The organism is Cobetia sp. 3AK, assembly GCF_029846335.1.
GTDB classification, from domain to species: domain Bacteria; phylum Pseudomonadota; class Gammaproteobacteria; order Pseudomonadales; family Halomonadaceae; genus Cobetia; species Cobetia marina.
This window is the reverse complement of the sequence record NZ_JARWKR010000015.1, coordinates 36509-59605: the sequence shown is the minus strand read 5'-3', so window position 1 is coordinate 59605 and position 23097 is coordinate 36509. Positions and strand designations below refer to the sequence as shown.

Below are 23097 nucleotides of genomic sequence, written 5' to 3'. Positions count from 1 at the left end.
TCCGGCCAGGACACGCGCAGCGATCAAGGCAACCTCAGCGAGCAGGAAGTCTACGACTACCCCGGCGAGTACTATTTCGACGATCACTCGCGCGGCGAACGCCTGACCGTCAATCGCCTCGAGGCCCATGAATCCCGCGCCAAGCGTTTCTATGGCGCCGGGGGCACCCGCCAGTTGAAGGTCGGCCGCTGGTTCGAACTCAGCCAGCACGCTCGCCATGAAGACGGCGATTCCAGTGAGCGTGAATTCCTCGTGCTGGGCCTGACCGTCTGTGCCGAGAATGCGCTACCGGTGTCGGCACACCTCAAGGCGCTACCGGGCAGCCTGCAGGCGCGCATGGCCCAGGCGCGGCAGGCGCATGGCCTCAATGAAAGCGCTCACGAAGACTACGCCGATGTCGGCACCGGTCAGTATCTGATCGACTTCGAATCTCAGCGCCTCAGTCAGCCGTATCGGCCGTCTCTCGATCACCCGCGGCCGAATCTGGGTGGCCCGCAGACCGCGATTATCGTCGGCCCCGAGAATGAAGAGATCCACACCGATTCGCTCAACCGCGTGCGCGTGCAGTTCCACTGGGACCGCAGCGAGAAGGGCGCCGCCGACGCCAGCTGCTGGCTACGTGTCGCGCAGCCCAACGCTGGCGCTGGCTGGGGCAGCGTGTTCGTGCCGCGCATTGGTCAGGAGGTCATCGTCGATTTCCTCGAAGGCGATGCCGATCGGCCGCTGATCACCGGACGGGTCTACAACGGTGATCAGCCCCCGCAATGGCACTCCAATGGCCTGCTCTCCGGCCTCAAGAGCAAGACCTACCGCGGCAACAAGTACAACGAGCTGGTGTTCGATGACGCCACCGATCAGGAGCGTGTGCGCCTGAACTCGGAGCACGAGAAGTCCCAGCTCAACCTCGGCTACTTGATCCACCAGCAAGGCAACACACGCGGCAGCTTCCGCGGTACCGGCTTCGAGCTGCGCTCGGACGCCTATGGGGCGATTCGTGCCAACAGCGGCCTGATGCTCAGTAGCTGGGGGCAAATCGCGGCCAGTGGCGAACAGCTGGATCTCTCTCCTGCGCATCAGCAGCTCGCCAGCGCCTATCAGCTTGCCAATACGCTCAGCGACAGCGCCACCAGCCACAACGCCGAGGCGCTTGCGGCGCGCACGCAGATCAAGCAGGCCAGCGACGATACCCAAGGCACCTATGGCGCCGATGACAGCGGTAGCCGCTTCGACGGTAGCTCAGCCCAGAGCGCCACCAATGGCGGGCGAGGGCAGGCAGCGCGCCTGAATGCGCCCTGGCTGCATCTCACATCCCCCGCCGGCATCGCCAGCAGTACGCCGGAATCGACGCACCTGGCACAGGGCCGCTCGCTCAGCGTCACCAGTGGCGAAGACATCAACCTGGCCACCGGGCGCAGTCTGGTAGGCGCCGTGGTCGAGAAGTTCTCGCTGTTCGTGCAGCGCTCCGGTATCAAGCTGTTTGCCGGCAAGGGCAAGGTCGAAGTGCAGGCGCAAAGCGATGCGATGGACCTGACAGCGGAAAAGGACGTCACCATCACCTCCACCGAGAACGACATCGATATCAACGCCGCCAAGGAGATTCTGCTCACCTGCGGTGGTGCCTACGTCCGCCTCAAGGACGGCAATATCGAACTGCACGCGCCGGGCAAGATTGATGTCAAAGGTGCACAGCACAGCTTCGGTGGACCGACGAGTCTGAATGCCGCGATGACGGAATTGCCGGAAGGCGAAGACTTGCTGTGTCCGAGCAAAGGACAAAGCGCTGCCGCCAATGGCGACGGTGTGGTGGAGTCCTGATATGGCCATGCTGGATGAGGCGGAATTCCTGCAGGTGGCAAGACAAGCGGCTACCGAGTCACGCCTATATCGCGTGGTAGATCCGAGCAATACGCCGCAGCGCGCATTGAGTGCGAAGGACCAGAAATCCGCGGGCCTGGTACGCAACGGATTCTATGCCCAGACGCCATCGCAGAAACTCTATCTACAACCGGTGCCGCCAGAAACGCACCTGGGCAAAGAGCTAGAAAAGGAGAGGCAGCAACGCTCTGCAAGCCTCACCACTCCGGTCGCGTTCGGTGGCTGGGTCATCACAGCCCAGCCGCTCTCCAGCGTGGTGTCATATTTCCAGCGCCAACTTGAGCAGACGACCCCGGAAGGCAAGAAGGCGCTGCTGCGCTTTCCTGACCCCAGGGTGTTGGAGCGCCTCGAGGCCATTCTTGACCGTGAGCAGCTATCGGCCTTGCTGGGACCTGTCGATCAGTGGATCTACCTGAATAACGCTCACGCCCTGCAGAGCATCGCACCACACAGTGAGCAGCGTCACCTCGGGAGATTGAACCTGACATTGCCGCAGTGGTCTGCCATTAGACGGATAGGGATGCTGAATCATTGCCTGGAGCTATATCGCACGCTCCCGGAAGAGAGCAAGGCCGGTTATGCGGATGCCGCAATCGTCGATGCGTTACTGGTCGCCGCAAAGGAGTGTGGTCTGGAAGAGCGACAGGATATCTCGGTCTTCGTGCTCCACGGGCTGGTCACAACCCCGATGTTCTATCAGCATCCGATCATGCGCCAGTTACTGAGCGCCAGAGCGACACCTGATTCACGCAGCACTCACAGCTATATCAGCTTGACCAGCAAGCTTGAGAGCGCCGATTGGGACAAGATCATGGAAAGCAGGGAAAAGGTATAACCTCATGTCAGGTCAAATAGTAAATCAGCATGTCGCTTTGAGTGTCGTGAATGGCGAATGTCGTTTCTGCAAGCGTACTGGCTTTCCGATCCTGCCTGTTCGATATGCTGTCTGCCAACGTAATGATGCCAATCAGCAAATCCCTGAACTGTCAGAAGACAGGGTGAAGGCTTTCACTGACATAAAGCTGGATCAGACACTTGAAAACGGTAAGCGTACCACGCGCGTGGTCCCCTCTAAGGTCAAGGAAGAGATAGCTCATAGCACCTCCAGTCAGGTCAATAAATATATCCTCCGCCAATTGCGCAGCGGTTATCTTTACTTGTTCGATAAAGACAACCCCGATGGCATGTATTGGTCTGCGTTTGCGATTACCGCTGATGGAAAATATTACCAGTTCCCCGTCAAGCAGCCCCCGTCTTTGGACAAGATGGCGATGCCGTGTACGCTCGAGTCAGGCAATAGGGATGGCGAGAGTGATGAAGAAAAAGTCACACGCGTAAAGAATGAATCGTTACAAGCCTCTCTGGTCACTATCACGACTCCTGACAAGAGCGGTGATGTGTATTATGCCTATACGGAACATGCATGGCCTGAAGGGTTTCTGGATGAAGTGAAATCCAAGATTCTCAGTGGTGATCCCTGGTGTGACAAGTATCTGCAAAAGTTCAATGTTCCTGACTGGAAAGCAGGGGTGACACAAGATCATGCTTTCAGCTTGGAAGAGCTGGATCAGGTCGCTGAATATAGTCCCGGCGCAGCAGGGCTGGATGAGCAATTCTGGTCCAGTGGACCAAAGCGTGATCTCTATAGCCCAGAAGAAATGAAGCAGACGATGAGCGAGCGTCTCAGATATGCCTCGACGGATTACGAGGGCAGAGGCTTGATCCTCGCGGTCAATGACGAAATAGGCATTATCCAGGAGCTCAACGCTTATCGTCACCAGGCGCTTGCTGCTGTGGATGACTTCTTCCATCCCGGTGAAGATTTGGCTTCAAAAAAAATGGGAGAAGAACGTAAGCGTAAGATGTTATGTAAGCAGGCTATTGATAAGTTTCACAAAAACTTTGAGCTTCTCTATCCTATCGCTAAGTTGAAAGAAGCTAATAGCAATATATCTAAGCTTAAAAAGGAAATTAGCGAGCGTGATAGCGCCTTGGATATGAAGATAGAGGCTGAAGCTGATGAAGATAGGAGAGAATATTATAAGTCGCTCAAATCTCAGGACTCATATTTTGATGGACAGCTTAGAGTCTGGCAGGCCGTAAAGCACAATAAAAAGATAGCGGCTGATAAAGTGGTAAAAGATCATCTTGATCAACTTCGTGATATGTATCGAACAGATGATCTTGAAGATTTTAATGATGAATATAAAAAGTATACTGCGCATTGTCATGCTATCTTGTCTTTGCATGATAGCGATTATGCGTTATGGGTTGAAGAAAGTTTACTGAAGGTTATGTCTCGCTATAGCACAACAGATGTGTCGCATGGGGTTTATGCAAGTAATGTAGCTTCATTATCTCTCAAAGGGGGTGTGTTATCGCCAGCGAGTGGTAGTTTATGGAGAATGTTAGCTAAGAATATTGTTAATATAGAAGGCTTGATACTTCGAGTATTGTTTTTTAATAATGTTAGCTTCATCAGTTACGCATGTGAAAAAATAAATTCATTGAAAATCAGTGAGCAGCTTTCAGTCCTCGATCTCGTGTCTTGGAAAGAGCAGTCATGGAGTGAGATTGCTTCCGCTGTTACATCGCAAAACAACTTGATAGCAGAAGAGTTGGTTCATAGAATCCGGGAGAACAACAATTTTTCCTCTGCAGTAATAGGGTCTAGCCTAATTGCATTGGCTAATTATAGTAGCATCGGAGGAAGCTCTGATAAGAGTTTCTCCAAGGAACAATCGAAGGCAATGAAGAGTTTTTTGTGCTATCAACAAATGGTTAGCATGATAGGGCCGTCTTCAGACGAAATACCGGCCCTTATCATCAAAAGCTATACTATGAAAATTTCTGAGTATCTTAAGTTAATAAAATCAACTTCAGATTACTTGCGCCAAGAAACTAAAGGATATGATAAGACTGGTGTATTTAAATCTAGCCATGGCAATGTCGGTAATATCCAATCTGACACTATTGAAAATGATAGAGAAATAATTGTTCGGCTGCCAAGTTTTGTAATATTTGATAACTCAGATAACAAAGATGCTTCTCAGGCCAATAGTTATGCCGAGAAAAGAGAAGCCTCTGCTTTATCACAAGTAATAAAAACGGGCTTCAGTGTATCTCAGCCCGTTGCTGAAAAAATATTTGGGCGTTATTCTAAGTCAGCAGTAGCATTAATTAGCCTTTGCTCGCTTATGTATAATATTGTTGAGGATGGTATCGAGAATGAAGAGGGTGCTGCAGATTGGAGTAAAATTCTAGGCGTTGGTGTATCCATGCTTCAGGTAACAATGAGCGTTGTTGAAGGTAAAGCGCAACTCATGGGAGTTACAAATTATGGAACTCGCTGGAAAATCATGGGAAATTCGCTTGGCATCGCTGCGGGTGCATTAGCGATATGGGAAGGCTTAGAATTGCGCGGCCAAAGAGATGAAGCTGTCAGGCTCGGACATAGCATTTCAGCTAGTAATCTTGAGATGATGTCTTCTGTCTCAATAAGCAGTGGAGTCATATCAATCGCAATTATAGGAGCAACACTAGCAGTAACCTTGACAATTACTTTGTTGGTTGGATTGGCTACTCTATTGATAGGATATGCACATACTACATTGGTAGGGCCTGCTGTTCAAACATGGGTTAACCGTAGTATTTTAGGTAAACATTCTAGTCAAGTACAAGAGTTTAGTGATCTTTTAACTGAGCAAAGCTCATTAGAGTTGGTCTTTAAAGGGGTAGTGGTCGAGTTGCAGTGGCTATCTCCAGAGTATATTAGTATGGGGCCAGCAACCGCTCAGGTCTATTCTATGACACCAAGCGGTAAGTTAGAATACAATATTATTTTAAATATTATAGTTCCACAAGAAGAAAGGTTTGACTTAAAAGTTAGCTTGGATGCTAAAGATATTAATGAGCGTATTTTTGATTGGACTTATCAAAAGCGGGTTAATAAATCCGTAGTAAATGGTGTCGGCCAAGAAAATATGTTTTTAAGTGGTATAAATGAGCAGCCTACGTTGCAAAAGAATAATTCTGAATACCATTTGAAATGGAGCAGAGCTATTACAAAGGATGATTATGGAAACCTTTTTGTCTTGAATATCTCTTATTCAGGGGGAGATTCTGACAATATAAAAAATGATATACTTAAAATTGAGGTTTTATAGATGTATAAAATAGTCGTGGTTTTATTAATACTTATTCCGTCTTTGGCTTCTGCTAAGTCACTTTTTCAGGATCCAAGCCGAGAAGATTTAAATGCATTACTTAACACATATGGGGAAAATGATCTAGCATGTACTCCTAGTTGCAGCATTGATAGTGATAGGAAAAATTATATTGTTTCTATTCTATCCTTGTCGGATAAAAAAAATAATTTTGGTATAAGTAAAGACTGTGGTAAGTCGGTACGTAATCTCAAAAAAATGTGGAGTGATGGTATCAATGACGCTGGTTACGATCTCGCTAGAATGTATTATTATGGTGTTTGCGTAGATGTAGATTTAACAAAAACAAAACAGCTGCTCCTCACTTCTGCCAATAATGGTTATGTCCCTGCGCAAAAGTTGTTGGGTAAATCGTATTGGAGAGAAGAAACTTTGGGGAAGTTATATAGTAAAGATAATGAGAAAGCAGCTTTTTGGCTTTCAAAATCGGCAGCATCGGGAGACGCTGAGTCTGCTGCTATGATATCTGCCTTTTATCGCAAAGGTATTTATTTTGAAAAAGATCCAGTTAAATCATTTTACTGGATTAACAAAGCATTCGATTCTAAATATGGTAGCGGCTTAGGAGCTTATACTTTAGACCTTGCAGATTTTTACGAGAATGGCTACGGCACCGAGAAAGATTTAATATTATCCTATAAATTTTACGATCTTTCAGGAACTGCTGGTATAGAGGGGAAAAATAGAATATCTAAAGATATGACTGAAGGTGAGATCCAAGAAGCCATCAAGCAGTCACACGCTTGGCAAGAAGAGCACAATACCTTCGTGCCGAGTTATTATGGGCTTGAGCATCAATCCGATGGTAGCTATCGTTAGTCGACGTAGCTGACCCTAGTGTTGTGCAGATAGCTCGAGCCTCTCCAGGTCTCGGGCTTTTTCGTGCTTGGGGCTTTCAATGCTGACTGATGATCCAGGGGCAACTCCCTCCGGAGCGGGGGAGTGCTATGAAGGGTGTTCAGAGAAGCCTGTGACTCGCTAGAGCGTGGACGGGAGGGGCTGCATGTAGAATTTCTGTTGCCGTTGCCTTCCATGGATGAGTGTAGAGTGGCTGCATGGTTGCGCAATGGTCACTCGCTTGGCTAAGTGATTAGGAAGTGGGATGTATAAAGGAATTAGTTGCGACGGAAAAACATGGCAGGAAAATGGAAGAAGTTATTCCGTTAGGTAGTAGATAATCAGGATAGGTGGCGTGATTAGTATTTATATGTATGTCAGTTTTTCTGTCCTTAAAGTGATGTTGTGGCAATAAAGGTCGTATAATATGAAGCTGCTTATAGCCACACTGTTGTCTGTTATTGCACCAATAGCACAAGCCCAATCTCTATTTCAAAGTCCGGATAGAGACGGGTTCAATCAAATTCTTGCATCTTACAGTAAGGCGGATATCGCTTGTATTCCAGATTGCAAAGTTGATAACAAAAAGAAAAAATATATAGTTTCAGTGTTAAGTTTATCTGATTCGTATAATAGCTTAGAAGTGCCTAGAAATTGTAAATTTGCTTATGATACATTAACCGAATTGTGGAGGTATGGGGTTAATGATGCAGGCTATGAGCTGTCAAGAATGTACTATCATGGAGTATGTACAGAGGTTGATTTAGCAAAATCAAAGGCATATTTGCTTAAAACAGCGAATGATGGTTATATTCCTTCTCAAAAATTATTGGGTAAATCTTATTTTAGAGATGAAATACAGTCTAAGTTGTATAGGAAGGATTTAGATAAATCTGCGTTTTGGTTGTCGAAGTCTGCTGCGGCAGGCGATGCCGAGTCTGCATCTATTATATCAGTTCTTTATAAGAAAGGCCTTGCTTTTGAAAAGGATGCGCAAAAGTCGTTTTATTGGGCACATAAAGCATTTGAAGCAAAATATGGCGGAGGACCTGGACCCTATAGTTATCGGTTGGCAGGCTATTACGAAAATGGATACGGGGTAGATAAGGATCTTGTTCAGTCTTATAAGTTTTACGATCTAACTGGTACTGCAGGTATGGATGGTAAAGAAAGGGTATCGAAGAATATGACTGACGATGAGATTCAACAAGCCATCAACCAATCTCGTGCGTGGCAAGAAGAGCACAATACCTTCGTTCCGAGCTATTACGGGCTTGAGCATCAATCCGACGGCAGCTACCGCTAGTAGACTAAGTCCACCCCAGTGTTGTGCAGACAGCCCGAGTGCTTCCAGGTCTCGGGCTTTTTCGTGGTTGGGGCTTTCAATGCTGGCTGATTATCGTGAGTCAGTTTCGACCAAGGGGAGGGGGTGTTATGAGTCTGTAGCAGGGCAATGTGATCAGGATGACCTGTGACACGCTAGCGCATGGGCGAGAGAGGCTGGCTGCAGTTCTGCTGGCGCTGGTCGTCATGAGTGAGCGTGAAGAGACTGCATGGTTGCGCAATGGTCGCCTGCATGACTGAGAGGTCAGGAAGTGGCGTTCGTGAAAGGAAGGGACCTCGCGGGCTAATAACCGAGGAATTATCAACCCGGGACATTTTAAATTGGAATGTGAATGGCATGGCTTCGAGCATAGATAGTTTAAGCTAGGCAGATCTCAGAATTTTGTGAGTTATTGCTAGCCATACACCCACCTTATTATTTAGAAGACGTTAGAACACAAGACTGCTATAGTAGTAATGAAGGAATCGTATGCCGAGTGATTGGAAATATTTATTCAGGCTGTAGTCATTCAGGCTGGCCCCGATAGCAACGAAGGTAACTGAATGTTTATTTTGGTTTTATTGACTTTATGTGTTTTACCAACGATAGCAAATGCAGAATCATTATTTCAAGATCCCACTGGTGAGGATTTTTATGATAAGATAAGTTCTTACAAAACAGAAGATATTTCGTGTTTACCTGACTGCAATGAAGATAATTATGAGAAGAAATATATAAGAGCAGTATTGAGTCTTTCGGGTGGTAATGAAAGATTAAATATAAAGGAGAGTTGTAATGACTCAGTCAATAGTTTAAAGAAAATGTGGGAAGCAGGGCTGAACGATGCTGGCTACAACTTGTCCAGAATGTATTATGAAGGTGTGTGTGGGGAAGTAAATTTATCAAGATCAGAAGACCTTTTGTTCAAAACAGCTGAGAATGGATATGTTCCCGCACAAAAACTGCTTGGAAAGTCTTATTGGCGTCAAGAAATACAGAATAAAATATTTGATCAGGATTTAGATCAAGCTGCCCATTGGCTGAAAAAATCAGCTGAAGGAGGCGATGGAGAATCAGCAGCTATGATCGCTTCTTTTTACAGGAGAGGGATTAGTTTCGAAGAAGATCCACAGTTATCATACTATTGGATAGATAAAGCCTTCAGCGCAGAGTATGGTGGAGGCCCTGGAGCATATAGTTTAAGATTGGCTGATTACTATGAAAATGGTTATGGTACCAATAAAGATTTAGTTAAATCGTATTTCTTTTATGACCTTTCAGGAACTGCTGGTTTAGAGGGAAAAAGTAGAATATCCAAAGATATGACTGAAGTTGAAATTCAAGAAGCCATCAAGCAGTCGCGTGCGTGGCAAGAGGAGCACAATACTTTCGTGCCTAGTTATTACGGGCTTGAGCATCAATCCGACGGCAGCTACCGCTAGTCGTCTCTCTTGACCCCAGTGTTGTGCAGGCAGCCCGAGCCCTTCCAGGGCTCCGGCTTTTTCGTGCTTGGGGATTTCAATGCCGGCTGATGATGGTGAGTCTGTTTCGGCGATAGACAGGGGGAGCCATGAGTCTGTAGCAGGGCAAGGCGATCGAGATAGCCTGTGACTTGCTAGCGCATGGGTGAGAGAGGCTGGTTGCGGTTCTGCTGGCGCTGGTCGCCATGAGTGAGCGTGAAAAGGCTGCATGGGTGCGCAATGGTCGCCTGCATGACTGAGAGGTCAGGAAGTGCGGCATGCGAAAAAGGAGACATCGCTGGTCAATAATGAGGGTTTTCATCAACGTGATGACTCTGTCATTTCACTCAGTGAAGGGGTCGTTTATAATATTAGTTTAAACTGATTGAAAGTGTCAGAAGAAATGGCGTCGCGTAATGGGCAACTGTCTTGTCATATTTGTGTTACCCAATCTCGGTATTTTTGTAACACTTTTGTTCTAGTATGGTATATGGCAGCATGTCATTGTTCTGATGGTGTTTTCCCCACCTGCGTGCCAGGTGGTGGCGAGTCGGGAGTGGCGGGGCAGTATTGAGTCCTTACTATCGCTCCAGGGTAGGTACGGCAGGCCTCACCGTCATATGATTGCGACACCATGGAAGATGGCGCCGTTCGCTCAGTGGCGTGGCAAACATGGTGTTAATCGTTATTTAAACGATACTTGTGTTGCTTTTCTTGCTGGAATCTCTACCTGCAATATGTTTCCATATTCGCGTCTGCGCTAGAACAAATATACAGATTTACCTTCTATGTATCGTCAACGCTTTTCCCTCTGTATGCCCGCCGCAAGATGTCACCTATTTACGATATCGAGCACGTCAATCAGAGGGTGGTGGTGGCAAGACGTTGTCTTGATTTATCTGATAGGGAAGCAGATTGATGTCAAGAAATGGCGGCATGTCCTTACCCGGCGGTGAAACCTTGAAGACTTCTTTTATTGCCATTGTCGGGTCATTGGTGGTGGGGCTCCTGCTGTTGAGCGGTTGCAGCTCTGCGCCGGACACAGGCCCTGCCGACTACACGCCGCCGCCGATCGAGCGTTTCGTCGGCACGCTTCCCTGCCAGGATTGTCGCCTCATCCGCGCGGACCTGACCCTGCACCGTGATCCCGAAAGTGGCGAGCCCACGGCGTTCTTCCTGCAGGAAGCGCATGTGGATGCCGTGGGTGGAGACTTCGTGACCACCCAGTGGGGCGACTTCGAGGCCGAGACATCCGACAGCACCACCTATCTGCATCTCGAGCGGGATACGCCCTTGAACCTGAAGATGCAGGAGGGCGGCGATACCCTGGAGTTGATGGGACAGAAGGGCGCTGACAGCGATTACGAGTTCACCCGTGCCGAGCCGCTTGGCTGAGGTTCACCACGCGTTGCGCAGGACCTGCGCACGGAGAGTATCTGACATGGATTCGTCCTTTGACATTGAAGCCTTCATTCGACAGCGCAAGCAGACGCGTGTGGTCAGTGACCTGTTGTATGAGAACGCCTCGGATTATCTGACGACCCTGGGGGCCTTGATTCGCCCGCAGATGATCTTTGGCGAATACCTGCAAGGGGCGCCGCGCGGTAGCGGTCGTGAGGCGCAGCATGCCTTCAAGGAATTTACCGCCCTCTATGACTCCACGGCCAATGCCGAGCCTTTCCGCTTGCTGCAGGAGCTGGATGTGCCGCTGGAGCTTCTGAGCACGGCCCCGCGCCTCTATCCGCATGAATATGACGTACGTCTCGAGTCCACTGGCAAGGTGATTCGCGTCACCAGCCCGACCCGCTGGGTGGTGGGTTTCGATGGCTTCTCGCTGCAACGCTTCCGTCACATCATCAAGGACCCCAATCGCAGCACCGCCGAGCTGCTGCGCTACGTGGTGCACTATCTGATGCTGTTCTATTGCGTCAATCGTGCCCCGGGCCTCGGGCGACTGTTGCTGGGGCTGCGCTTCCCGGTCAGTTTCGAGAAGCTCGGCGAGTTCGGCAGCATGCCGTTCTGCGTGGTGGGGTCGCCCATCACCTCGCACCTGCCGGAGCAGGACACCATCCTGCGCAGTACCGAAATCGCCGGCAATGACACCTTTGAAGAACTGATCGATGTCGCGGACATCGAGTCAATGGATGACGCCGTCAAGCAGCGGCTGCTCAGGGCGATCGCCGCTGTCTGAGTGGCGTATCAGCGGCGATGTTCCGGCTGATTCAGCGGGACCCCATTTTTGCTTCGCGCAACCACTTCACAACTGCACATAAGGAAATGCCCCATGGCGGAGAGGGATAGCACACAACACAAGCTGGGACGCATTCGCGCACCCCGTGTCCAGATCACCTATGACGTCGAGATCGGTGACAGCCAGGAGCAGAAGGAACTGCCGTTTGTGGTCGGTGCCGTCGGTGATTACACCGGCAACCCGCTCAGCCCGCCGCCCAAGCTCAAGGACCGCAAGTTCGTCGCCATCGACCGCGACAACTTCAATGGCGTCCTCAAGGGCTTGAAGCCGCGCCTTGCCTATCGCGTCGACAACACGCTGAGCAAGGATGGTACCCAGCTGCCGGTCGAGCTGAACTTCAATTCGCTGGAAGACTTCGAGCCGCAGAATGTCGTCAAGCAGGTCGAGCCGCTGCGCAAGCTTCTGGACGTGCGCAACAAGCTCGCCGATCTGCGCAACAAGATGGGCGGCAACGACAAGCTGGAAGAGCTGCTGATGGACGTGCTCCAGAACAGCGAGAAGCTCAAGACGCTGGGCGACGAGTTCGGTCGCGAGCAAGCCGTGCGCAAAGACGACAACTGATTGCGGAGTCAGACCATGAGTGACAATCGTAGTGAATCAGCAGTGGCACCGCAGGCACAGGATACCGTCTTCGCGCCGCAGTCTTCCTTGCTCGACAGCATCATCTCCGAGAGCCGCGTGGCGCGCTCCGAGACCGAGCGCACCCGTGCGCGCGACCTGATCGAAGAGCTGGTCGCCCAGGTGCTGGATGGCGAAGTCATGCCCAGCAAGGACCTCATCGCCGTGCTGGATGCGCGTATCGCCGAGATCGACGCGATGCTCTCCGAGCAGATGAACGAAGTCATGCACGCCAGTGAGTTCCAGAAGCTGGAATCCTCCTGGCGCGGTCTGCGCTATCTGGTCGATCAGACCGAGACCGGCAGCAACATGAAGATCCAGATGCTCAACGCCACCAAGAAGGAATTGGTGCGTGACCTGAAATCGGCGCCGGAATTCGATCAGAGCGCGCTGTTCAAGAAGGTCTACGAAGAAGAGTACGGCACCTTCGGTGGCGCGCCGTTCGGCATGCTGGTCGGCGATTACGAATTCTCGCGCAGTCCGGAAGACATCTATCTGCTGGAGCAGATCTCCCACGTAGCCGCCTCGGCGCACGCACCCTTCATCTCCGCGGCGTCTCCGGAGCTGTTCGGCTGGGACTCCTTCACAGAGATGAGCGGTCCGCGTGATCTGTCCAAGATCTTCGACACCGTCGAATACGCCAAGTGGAAGTCCTTCCGCAACTCCGAAGATGCGCGCTATGTCGGCCTGACGTTGCCGCACGTGCTGGGACGTCTGCCGTATGGCCCGGACACCACGCCGGTCGAGGAATTCAACTTCGTCGAGAACGTCGATGGCCGTGAGCACAACAAGTACCTGTGGATGAACGCGGCGTACGCCATGGGCTCCCGCGTGACTGACGCCTTCGCCAACTATGGCTGGTGTGTCGCCATTCGCGGTGTCGAGGGCGGCGGCCTGGTCGAGAACCTGCCGACCCACACCTTCCAGACCGACGATGGCGAAGTGGCGCTGAAGTGCCCGACCGAGATCGCCGTGACCGACCGCCGCGAGAAGGAGCTGGCAGACCTGGGCTTCATCCCGCTGGTGCATTGCAAGGGTACGGACTACGCCGCCTTCTTCGGCACCCAGTCCGCCCAGAAGCAGAAGACGTACAACACCGACGTGGCCAACGCCAACGCGCGCCTGTCCTCGCAGATGCAGTACATCTTCGCCACCTCACGCATCGCGCATTACATGAAGGCGATCATGCGTGACAAGGTCGGCAGCTTCGCCTCGCGCACCAGTGTCGAGCGCTACCTGAACGACTGGCTGTCCCAGTACGTGCTGCTGGACGACAACGCCAGCCAGGAAGCCAAGGCGCAGTTCCCGCTGCGTGAAGCACGTGTCGAAGTCGCGGAAGTCCCGGGCAAGCCGGGTGTCTTCAAGGCCGTGACCTTCCTGCGTCCGCACTACCAGCTGGATGAACTGACCGCCTCGCTGCGCCTGGTCGCAGAGCTGCCGCAGTCTACTCGCAGCTGATGACGTCTCGTCACTGAAGCCCCCTCGCTCTTTTCCCTGCGTGTCCTGCACGCCCGCATCGTCAGACTGGCCAACGCCGGCCTGACGGTGCGGCTTATCGCCATGAAGGAGGCGACATGCGCATGAATGGCACCCGCCGCCTCATTCCCACCCTGTGGGATCGGTTGCAGGACGATGCACCGCATCAGGGAGAAGCCGCGGAGGAGCAACGCTTCGTCAGTCTCGACGAGTACAAGCGCACCATCGTGCGTGACCTCGAGATTCTGGTGAACACGCGCAGCGAATTGCTGGGAGGGCGCTTGAATGACTTTCCCGGGTTGCGCGGCACGGTGCTGGGCTTCGGTCTGCCGGACTTTCTCGGCCGAGGCCTGCACAGCAGTGAAGACCGCCGCTTGATCCAGCGTCAGCTGGAGTACGCCATCGAAAGCAATGACCGTCGCTTTCGCAACGTGCAGGTCAAGCTGCTGGACCAGGACGGTCAGGACCGCCTCTTGCGCTTTCGCGTCGAGACGCTCCTCGTCCTCAAGGATGCAACGCGGCAAGTGGCCTTCGATGCCGTGCTGCATGCCGACACTCAGCAATACAAAGTGCAGAACCTTTCCTGATGCTTGATGAACTGCTGCCTTATTACGAACAAGAGATCTCGCACCTGCGCTTTCTGGGCCGGGAGTTCGCACGTGAGTACCCCAAGATTGCCGCACGGCTGCAATTGGAAGGCGACCACTGCGAAGACCCGCACACCGAGCGCCTGGTCGAGTCCTTCGCGTTCCTGTCGGCACGGGTTCACAAGAAGCTGGATGATGATCTGCCGGAAATCGTCGAGGCCTTCCTCGATGTGCTCTACCCCCATTACCTGCGACCGACGCCATCGCTGTCGATCGCCCAGCTCGACCCCGGTGAGCAGACCTCGCTGACCGGGCGCTATCAGGTCGCGCGACACACCGAGATGTTCTCGCGTCCGGTGGAAGGCGTGGCCTGCCGGTTCCGTACCTGCTATCCGGTGGATGTGTGGCCGCTGCGCGTGGAAAGCGCCGGCTTCTCGCTGCTGGAACGCTCGGCCTTCAATGGTCGCGACAAGGACAGCGTCGCGCGACTGGATCTGGCCTTCGAGGCCTTGAATGACCAGTCGGTGGGCAGCTTCGGGATCGACCGCCTGCGCCTGTTCCTGGACGGCGAGGGTGCCTTGATGCACCCGATGTACGAACTGCTGTTCAACAATCTGACTCGCCTGAGCGTCAGCTTCGATGAGGGCGGCCAGCGCCGAGAAGTCGCGCTGCCGACGGATTCGCTCACGCCGGTCGGGTTCGCGCCCGAGGAAGGATTGATCGATTACCCCGAGCGCTCCTTCCTCGGCTATCGCCTGCTGCACGAGTACTTCACCTTCCCCGACAAGTTCATGTTCTTCGATGTCGAAGGGCTGACACGTCTGCTGGCACGCGCCAGCGGCACGCGTTTCGAGCTGCACTTCCACTTCGCGGACTATGCACTGGACGAGCGTCTGTCGCGGCTGTCCCAGAGTCTGGGGCGCAATCATTTCCGCCTCGGCTGCACGCCGGTGATCAACCTGTTCGAGCGTCAGGCCGAGCCGATCCTGCTCACCCATACCCAGGCGGAATATCCGGTGGTGGCCGATGTGCGCAATCCGCACGGCGCCGAGGTGATCTCGATCGACCGCGTCACGCGCGTACAGAAGACCGCCGAACGCGATCACGTGCGCTATTGCCCGCCGTTCTTCGAGCCGCAGGGCAGTGCGCCGTCACGCGAGACCAGCTACTGGCTGTCGCGGCGGGTGCCGTCCGCCCGTGAGCGGGATGCCGGCACCGAGCTGCTGCTGCGCCTGGCGGATCGTGAGCTCAATGCCATCGACGCCACCAGTGACGTGCTTAGCCTCAAGCTGACCTGCAGCAATCGTGACCTGCCGCAGCGACTGAGCTTCGGCCATCCGCGCGGTGACTTCACGCTGCCGCGCGAGCAGGTGGTCAAGGCCATTCGCTGCCTGCGCAAGCCCACGCCCTCGGCGCGGCCGCCGATGGGCAAGGGCGTCATCTGGCGCCTGATCTCGCATCTCTCGCTCAACCATCTCTCATTGGTGGAGCGTGGCCGCGATGTGCTGCTGGAAATGCTCTCGCTCTACAACTATCGCGATCTCGAGGCCACGCGTCGCCAGATCAACGGCATCGCCAGCATCCAGAGCGCACCGGCGATGACCCGGATCGGGCATCCTCGCCCGGCCTTCGTGCGCGGTACCGGCATCACGCTGGAGCTGGATGAACAGGAGTTCATCGGCAGCGGCATCTTCGTGTTCGGCATGGTGCTGGATCACTTCTTCGGGCAGTACTGCTCGCTCAACAGTTTCACTCGGCTGACATTGCGCAGCCGCCAGCGCGAAAAGGACGTCGTGACATGGCCCGCCAGAACCGGCACTCAGCCCCTGGTCTGATCGACCAGGCGCGCGCTGAGCCTTACCGGTTCAGCTTCTTCCAGCTGGTGCGATTGCTCCGGCTGCACTACAGCCGTGCCGGACGCCTCGAACCCGAGCTGCGTCCCCACGAGGACCCGCTGCGCTTTCGCAGCCAGCTGTCGCTGAACTTCCCGGCCAGTGAAGTGAGTGACCTCGTGTTCGAGAGCGAAACATCGCGCTCGCCGACCGACCAGCCGCTGACCCAGGTGCAGGTCACCTTCATGGGGCTGGTGGGCCCGTCCGGTGTCCTGCCGCGTCCGTACACCGAGACGCTGATCGACCGCCACGTGCAGCTGCGCGATGACGGGGCTCATGCCTTCTTCGATCTGTTCTCGCACCGCATGACGGCGCTGTTCTATCAGGCGTGGCAGAAGTATCGCTTCCACATCGAGTATGAGCGTCGCGGCGAGACGGACTTCGAGCGCCAGCTGCTCGCGCTCAGCGGTGTCTCCGGGCGCTCCGCGCAGCTGCTGTTCGCGGGGGACGATGCCCTTGTCGACGAGAATCGCGACAACGCGGCACCCAGCCGGGGGCTCGGCAATCAGGACGGCCGAGAACTGCCGCGCGAGCTGTTCTCCTTCTTCGCCGGGCTGCTCGGTCAGCGGCCCCGCAATCAGCAGAACCTGACCACCTTGCTGGGCAGCTTCTTCGGCGTGCCGTGTGAGGTGAAGCCCTTCCAGGGGCGTTGGCTCGAGATCAGCGAGCCGGAGCTGACGCGCCTGGGGCAGGCCAATGCCCGGCTGGGACAGAGCGCCGTGGCCGGCAAGCGCGCCTGGGATTACCAGTCCTGCGTGCGTATCGCGGTCGGCCCCTTGCGCCTGGCGGACTTCCGCCGCTTTCTGCCCGGCGGTGAGGACCATCTGCGCATGACGGAATTGATCCGTTTCTATGTCGGGCCGGAGCTCGATTTCGAGCTGGATCTGCAGCTCGAGCCCAGTGAAGTGCCGCCGGCCCGCCTGGGAGGTGCCGGTGGCATCTCGCTGGGCCGCCTCGGCTGGCTGGGCCAGACACCCCGCAGTACCACAGGCAATGTGCTGCTACGAATCCCCTTCGATGGAGTGACCCCGTGAGTCTCAAGACGCTATTCGCCAAGCTCAATGATGTCAGCCGCGGTGCCATGGAAGAGGCCGCTGGCCTGTGCCTGGCCAAGCGCCAGTATGAAGTCGATGTCGAGCATCTGCTGATCAAGCTGCTGGACGGTGACGACAACGACCTGCTGCGCATCGTGCGTCACTACTCGCTGGGGCTGGATCAACTCGCCGATCAGCTGGACCGCTCGCTGGAGCGTCTGAAGACGGGCAGCACCGCGACGCCGGCACTCTCACCGCATATCACGCGGCTGATCGAGAAGGCCTGGTTGATCGCCTCCATCGACCACGAAGTCGCGCATATCCGCAGCGGGCACCTGCTGCTGGCCCTGCTGGAAGACCCGGAACTGGCCCAGCGCGCAGGCCTGGGAGCTTCCGCGCTGGAGCGTTCGTTCGAGCCACGTCACGACACTCCGCTGGCGCGTATCGATGCCGCAGACCTGCGCCTGCATTTCACCAGCCTCTTGGCCGCAAGCCCCGAGGCCGAGCGCTCGCAGCCGACGCCATCCGCCGCGAGCAGCGGCGAGCAGACGGCAGGCGAGGGCGGTGGCGCTGCACGCCCGGGCAGTCACAAGACCCCGGCGCTGGATCAATACACCATCGACCTGACCGCCAGTGCGCGCGCCGGCAACATCGACCCGATTCTGGGGCGCGATGACGAAGTGCGCCAGATGATCGACATCCTGACGCGTCGTCGTCAGAACAACCCGATCCTCACCGGTGAGGCGGGGGTCGGCAAGACCGCCGTGGTCGAAGGGCTGGCGCAGAAGATCGTCGCCGGGGAAGTGCCTGCGCCGCTGGCACGAGTCGAGCTGCGCACCCTGGATCTCGGCCTGCTGCAGGCCGGCGCCAGCGTGAAGGGCGAATTCGAGCAGCGCCTCAAGGACGTGATTGAGGAAGTGAAGCGCAGCCTGCACCCGATCATCCTGTTCATCGATGAAGCCCACACCCTGATCGGCAGTGGCGGTCAGGCGGGCCAGAACGATGCCGCCAACCTGCTCAAGCCCGCGCTGGCGCGTGGCGAGCTGCGCACCATCGCCGCCACCACCTGGGCCGAGTACAAGAAGTACTTCGAGAAGGACGCCGCCCTGGCGCGTCGCTTCCAGGTGATCAAGGTCGAGGAGCCGGCCGAGCCGCAGGCCATCGACATGCTGCGCGGGCTGGCGACGCGCATGCGCGATCACCACAAGGTCGAGATTCTCGATGACGCCATCGTGCAGGCGGTGCGTCTCTCCAGCCGCTACATCACCGGCCGTCAGCTTCCGGACAAGGCGGTCAGCGTGCTGGATACCGCCTGTGCGCGTGTTGCGCTGGGCCAGCAGACCACGCCGGCACCGCTGGAAGATGCCCGTCAGCGCCTGCGCGATCTCGAGGCTGAACGTGCGGCACTGGCTCGCGAGCACGAGCGCGGCGATGACCGCCATGCCCCGCGTCTGGACGAGATTGACAGCGAAGTGCTGGCGATCACCGCGCAGGTGACGGCGCTGGAAGCCGACTGGACACGTCAGCGTGAGGCCGTCGAGGCGGTGCTCAAGGCTGATGCCGCCCTGAACGCGGCCAACGAATCCGATGATGCCACCGGGCGTGACGCTGCCTTGGCCGAGCTGCGTGCCGCGCGTGAGGTGCTGGAAGCCGCCGGGGGCGAGGCGCCGCTGGTGCACGCCTGTGTTGATGGCAACGCCATCGGCGAGGTCGTCGCCGCCTGGACCGGCATTCCGCTGGGCAAGATGCAGCGTGACGAGATTGACACCGTGCGTCGTCTGCCGGCGCTGTTGGGCGAGCGCGTGCTCGGGCAGGACCACGCCCTGGAAGAGATCGGCCAGCGCATCAGCCTGTCGCGCGCCAGGCTCGAAGACCCCGACAAGCCGATCGGTGTCTTCATGCTGCTCGGCCCGAGCGGGGTCGGCAAGACCGAAACCGCGCTGGCCCTCGCCGACAGCCTGTACGGCGGCGAGCGCAATCTCATCACCATCAACATGTCCGAGTACCAGGAAGCCCACACCGTCTCCTCGCTGAAAGGCTCGCCGCCCGGCTATGTCGGCTATGGCGAAGGCGGCGTGCTGACCGAAGCCGTGCGTCGCAAGCCGTACAGCGTGGTGCTGCTCGATGAAGTCGAGAAGGCCCACCCGGACGTGCTGGAAGTCTTCTTCCAGGTGTTCGACAAGGGCGTGATGGAGGACGGCGAAGGGCGCGAGATCGACTTCCGCAACTGCGTCATCCTGCTGACGTCCAACGTCGGCACCGACGAGATCATGAACCGCTGCCTGGGCGTGGCGACGCCGCCGGCACCGGAAGCGCTGGTCGAGGAGCTGCGCGATACCTTGAATGGCGTCTTCAAGCCGGCCTTCCTCGGCCGCCTCAAGGTCGTGCCGTACTACCCGGTCCACAGCGACATCCTGGCGCGCATCGTCGACCTCAAGCTGTCGCGTCTGGCGGAACGCTTCACGCGCAACCACGGCGCCCACCTGAGCTTCGCCCCGTCGCTGGCGACGCATATCGCCGAGCGCTGTACCCAGACCGACAGCGGTGCGCGCAGCATCGATCACCTGCTGAGTGGCTCGCTGATGCCGCCGCTGGTGGAGTGGGTGCTGGAACGCATGGCCGATCAGCAGCCGGTGGGCAATGTCAGCATCGCGCTGGATGACGCCGGCCAGTTCACCTACGAGATGCAGTGAGGAAGCCCACATGTCATTCCGGGGATATCACGTGAAGGCTGAGCGGCGCACCACGTCTCTGCGTCCGCGCCATTGGCTGCCCGTCATGCTGTGCGTCAGCCTGCTGCTCGGCGGCTGCGGGGTCGGCAGCCGTCTTGGCCAGCAGATGGATGGCACGGTGGGGGACATCCTGTTCCGTCAGGACGAGACGGTCGCCTTCACCCTCGATGCCGATGACTCGCTCAATCCGGATGTCGATGAGGCGTCACTGTCGGTGGTGGTGCGCATCTATCAACTGGATGCGAGTGAGGCCTTCACCAGCGCCTCGCCCGATGGCCTCTGGGATCACGCCGACAAGGTACTGGGCGACTCCCTGCTGGATACCCGCGAAGTGGTGATGGTGCCGGGCGGGCATGTCGTCGATGAGGCGCCGCTGAAGCCGGGCGCGCGTTACGTGGCGGTCGCGGCCTATTTCCGCCAGACCCCGGACGCGCGCTGGCGCGTGCTGTTCGATGCCGATGCGATGCGCAAGGACGGCCTGTTCACCTCACCGGACGGCGTCGAACTGACGCTGGCCGATCACTACATCACGGTGGCGCCCGACAGCGAAGACCTGCTGGCAACGACGACACCGCCATGAGGCGTGAGCCATTCCGCCTGACGGGCGGCACGTCACTGGCGACACCGGACGGACTTTATAAAGGATGGATTCGTGAGCAAGCATAATCGCGTGAGGTGGTCCGAGGGCATGTTCCTGCTGCCCCAGCACTTCCAGTATCAGGACGAATATCACCAGTGGCAGCTCGGCGAGGCCAGCACGCGCAGCGGGCCCTTCGCCTTCGGCGTGCAGCAGCTTGAGATCGATGAAAGCGCGCTGGCCCAGGGCCGCCTGCAACTGAGTCGTCTCAAACTGGTCTTCCCGGATGGCACGCTGTTCGATGCCCCCCAGCACGATAGTCTGCCGCGGGCGCGTGACCTGGGAGAGCTGGCCGGTCACAGCGAGATCAAGGTGCATGCTGCGCTGAGCCTGGTACAACCCTACGCCGGCAATGTGCAGGAAGATGAGCAGCAGCGGGGCGCCCGTCGTCGCTTCCGTCAGCGCTTCGATTCCCTGCCGGACCTGCTGGACGGCGATGGCGAGAACGAGCTGAGCCTGCTGGAACTCAATGTGCGTCTGTTGCTGGAAGGCGATGACCTGGAAGGCAGCACGCATTGTCCGCTGGCCGTGCTGACGCGCAATGCCGCCGGTGGCTTCTCGGTCTCGCCGCGCTTCGTGCCGCCTGCGCTTCACCTCTCGAGCAGCGAGACGCTGATGGCCATGGGCCAGCGCCTGGCCGGCATGCTGCAGGCCAAGCACGAGACGCTGTCCGGACGTCGCCGCGAGCGCGCCGATCAGGTCGCGGAATTCGGCTCAAGCGACGTGGCGCTGTTCTGGCTGCTGCATACGGTCAATCGTGCCTACCCGGCGCTGGCGCATCTGCTGCAACACCCGCAGCAGCATCCCGAGAAGCTCTACACCTTCCTGTCGGATCTGGTCGCGAGCCTGATGACCTTCTCGATGGATTACCGCCTGAGTGACCTGCCGCCGTACCGCCATGAAGACCCGGTCCAGTCATTGACGACGCTGGAAACCATGGCGCGCGAGCTGCTGGACACCGTGGTGCCCAACCAGTACATCCCCATCGCGCTGGAACAGACCAAGCCGTCCTACTACATCGCTCACCTGCACGATGCGCGTCTGGTGGACGCCGACTTCTACATCAGCGTGCATGCCGACATGCCCGGCGCCAAGTTGCTGGAGCTGGTGCCGCGTGCCTTCAAGGTCGGCTCGCCGGATGACATCGAGGTGGTGGTCAACAGCGCCATGCCCGGCGGCTCGCTGGTACACGCCTCGCGTCTGCCCACCGCGATTCCCTCGCGCCTCGATAACCACTATTTCGCGCTGGAACCCCAGGGTCGCATGTATGAACGCATGATGGCCGCGCAGGCCATCGCCTTCTACGTGCCCGGCGGTTTCCACAACCTCAAGATTGAATTGATGGCGGTGCTGAAATGACCCAGACCACGGCAACCCAGCCGAGCGACACGGCGGCACATCATCCTTCCCGGGCGGCTTCCCAGGGAAGTGGCGGCGCGGGGAGATCCGGCGCATCGGTCCCGGCGGACACGCGTCTGCGCACGCTGTCCCAGGATTTCTTCTCGCTGATCCTGATGATTCGTCGCGGCAGTGAAGCGCGCAACGTCGATGAGTTCCTGACCCGGGTCGCCGACTACTTCCGCGAGCTGGAAGCCCAGGCACTGGCGGTCGGTTACAGCATGGATCAGGTGCGTGACGCCCAGTACGCGCTGTGCGCCTTCCTCGATGAAAGCGTGCTGGGGGCCGGTGCCAGCAACATTCGCCAGCATCTGGAGCTGCATCCGCTGCAGTACACCTACTTCGGCGTGCATCTGGCGGGTGAGGGCTTCTTCGAGCGTCTCGAGGCACTGCGCACCGACGTCAAGGCCAACCTGGATGTGCTGGAGGTCTATCACCTGTGTCTGGCGCTGGGCTTCGAGGGCAAGTTCCGCCTCGAACACCGTGATCAGCTGCGCTACGTGGCCAGCACGCTGGGCCAGGACATCGCGCGCTACCGTCAGACATCCGACGTGCTGGCACCGGGCTGGCAATTGCCGGACCAGGTCGGTCAGCTGCTGCGTTATGAAATTCCGGTCTGGGTCTATCTGCTGGTGATCGCACTGTGCTGCGGGGCGGTCTATCTGGTGCTCGACAACCTGCTGGATACTCAGGTCACGGCGCTCATCGAGCGACTGTCGTCCCTGTTCGCAACGACATGAGGCGTGACGG

General features: G+C 56.3%; 17 protein-coding genes. All 17 read left to right on the top strand.

All coding sequences use genetic code 11. The features are described 5' to 3' along the window. Positions 1-1815: type VI secretion system tip protein TssI/VgrG (tssI, locus tag QD228_RS16455; protein WP_279876090.1), on the top strand; the 1815-nt coding region annotated here is incomplete at its 5' end. A 1-nt stretch (position 1816) separates the two neighbouring features. After that, positions 1817-2710, top strand: a complete 894-nt coding sequence (locus tag QD228_RS16450; protein WP_279876089.1) for a DUF4123 domain-containing protein — start codon at positions 1817-1819, stop codon at positions 2708-2710. Positions 2711-2714: 4 nt separating this feature from the next. After that, positions 2715-6041, top strand: coding sequence for a T6SS effector BTH_I2691 family protein (locus tag QD228_RS16445; RefSeq protein ID WP_279876088.1), 3327 nt, complete (start codon positions 2715-2717; stop codon positions 6039-6041). Beyond that, complete coding sequence (locus QD228_RS16440; RefSeq protein ID WP_279876087.1) at positions 6042-6920, top strand: tetratricopeptide repeat protein; 879 nt, start codon at positions 6042-6044, stop codon at positions 6918-6920. A gap of 445 nt (positions 6921-7365) precedes the next feature. After that, a complete protein-coding gene (locus QD228_RS16435; protein ID WP_279876086.1) occupies positions 7366-8244 on the top strand; it encodes a tetratricopeptide repeat protein in 879 nt (292 codons plus the stop codon). Between the two features lie 581 nt (positions 8245-8825). Beyond that, on the top strand, positions 8826-9704 hold the full coding sequence (locus QD228_RS16430) for a tetratricopeptide repeat protein (RefSeq protein WP_279876085.1): 879 nt from the start codon (positions 8826-8828) through the stop codon (positions 9702-9704). Between the two features lie 978 nt (positions 9705-10682). After that, a complete protein-coding gene (locus QD228_RS16425) occupies positions 10683-11117 on the top strand; it encodes a copper resistance protein NlpE N-terminal domain-containing protein (protein ID WP_279876084.1) in 435 nt (144 codons plus the stop codon). Positions 11118-11163: 46 nt separating this feature from the next. After that, the gene (locus tag QD228_RS16420) at positions 11164-11913 is read left to right on the top strand and encodes a hypothetical protein (RefSeq protein WP_084208888.1); all 750 of its coding nucleotides are present in this window, start codon (positions 11164-11166) and stop codon (positions 11911-11913) included. A 93-nt stretch (positions 11914-12006) separates the two neighbouring features. Beyond that, entirely contained in the window at positions 12007-12534 is a 528-nt protein-coding gene (gene tssB, locus QD228_RS16415; protein ID WP_077377258.1) for a type VI secretion system contractile sheath small subunit, read from the top strand. A gap of 15 nt (positions 12535-12549) precedes the next feature. Continuing rightward, positions 12550-14049, top strand: a complete 1500-nt coding sequence (gene tssC, locus QD228_RS16410; RefSeq protein WP_077377255.1) for a type VI secretion system contractile sheath large subunit — start codon at positions 12550-12552, stop codon at positions 14047-14049. Positions 14050-14165: 116 nt separating this feature from the next. Continuing rightward, positions 14166-14654 carry a type VI secretion system baseplate subunit TssE gene (tssE, locus tag QD228_RS16405; RefSeq protein WP_233593521.1) on the top strand — a complete coding sequence of 163 codons (489 nt, stop codon included), beginning with the start codon at positions 14166-14168 and terminating at the stop codon, positions 14652-14654. Further along, a complete protein-coding gene (gene tssF, locus QD228_RS16400) occupies positions 14654-16489 on the top strand; it encodes a type VI secretion system baseplate subunit TssF (protein ID WP_084208887.1) in 1836 nt (611 codons plus the stop codon). The genes tssE and tssF overlap by 1 nt, the downstream gene beginning before the upstream one ends. Further along, positions 16453-17580 (top strand): type VI secretion system baseplate subunit TssG, encoded by a 1128-nt coding sequence (gene tssG, locus QD228_RS16395; protein WP_279876083.1) that lies wholly within the window; start codon positions 16453-16455, stop codon positions 17578-17580. The genes tssF and tssG overlap by 37 nt, the downstream gene beginning before the upstream one ends. After that, complete coding sequence (gene tssH / locus QD228_RS16390) at positions 17577-20273, top strand: type VI secretion system ATPase TssH (protein ID WP_279876082.1); 2697 nt, start codon at positions 17577-17579, stop codon at positions 20271-20273. Before tssG ends, tssH begins: the two co-directional genes overlap by 4 nt. Positions 20274-20283: 10 nt before the next feature. After that, positions 20284-20892 (top strand): type VI secretion system lipoprotein TssJ, encoded by a 609-nt coding sequence (gene tssJ, locus QD228_RS16385; protein WP_279876081.1) that lies wholly within the window; start codon positions 20284-20286, stop codon positions 20890-20892. A 72-nt stretch (positions 20893-20964) separates the two neighbouring features. Beyond that, positions 20965-22308, top strand: a complete 1344-nt coding sequence (gene tssK, locus QD228_RS16380; RefSeq protein ID WP_136938001.1) for a type VI secretion system baseplate subunit TssK — start codon at positions 20965-20967, stop codon at positions 22306-22308. Further along, entirely contained in the window at positions 22305-23087 is a 783-nt protein-coding gene (gene icmH, locus QD228_RS16375) for a type IVB secretion system protein IcmH/DotU (protein WP_136938000.1), read from the top strand. Before tssK ends, icmH begins: the two co-directional genes overlap by 4 nt. Positions 23088-23097 lie beyond the last annotated feature (10 nt).

Coding starts and splice junctions, on each gene's coding strand:
- QD228_RS16430 (WP_279876085.1), top strand. CDS start 8,826: ATGTTTATTTTGGTTTTATTGACTTTATGTGTTTTACCAACGATAGCA.
- QD228_RS16450 (WP_279876089.1), top strand. CDS start 1,817: ATGGCCATGCTGGATGAGGCGGAATTCCTGCAGGTGGCAAGACAAGCG.
- tssJ (WP_279876081.1), top strand. CDS start 20,284: ATGTCATTCCGGGGATATCACGTGAAGGCTGAGCGGCGCACCACGTCT.
- tssC (WP_077377255.1), top strand. CDS start 12,550: ATGAGTGACAATCGTAGTGAATCAGCAGTGGCACCGCAGGCACAGGAT.
- tssB (WP_077377258.1), top strand. CDS start 12,007: ATGGCGGAGAGGGATAGCACACAACACAAGCTGGGACGCATTCGCGCA.
- tssF (WP_084208887.1), top strand. CDS start 14,654: ATGCTTGATGAACTGCTGCCTTATTACGAACAAGAGATCTCGCACCTG.
- tssG (WP_279876083.1), top strand. CDS start 16,453: ATGGCCCGCCAGAACCGGCACTCAGCCCCTGGTCTGATCGACCAGGCG.
- QD228_RS16440 (WP_279876087.1), top strand. CDS start 6,042: ATGTATAAAATAGTCGTGGTTTTATTAATACTTATTCCGTCTTTGGCT.
- icmH (WP_136938000.1), top strand. CDS start 22,305: ATGACCCAGACCACGGCAACCCAGCCGAGCGACACGGCGGCACATCAT.
- QD228_RS16420 (WP_084208888.1), top strand. CDS start 11,164: ATGGATTCGTCCTTTGACATTGAAGCCTTCATTCGACAGCGCAAGCAG.
- QD228_RS16435 (WP_279876086.1), top strand. CDS start 7,366: ATGAAGCTGCTTATAGCCACACTGTTGTCTGTTATTGCACCAATAGCA.
- tssE (WP_233593521.1), top strand. CDS start 14,166: ATGCGCATGAATGGCACCCGCCGCCTCATTCCCACCCTGTGGGATCGG.
- QD228_RS16445 (WP_279876088.1), top strand. CDS start 2,715: ATGTCAGGTCAAATAGTAAATCAGCATGTCGCTTTGAGTGTCGTGAAT.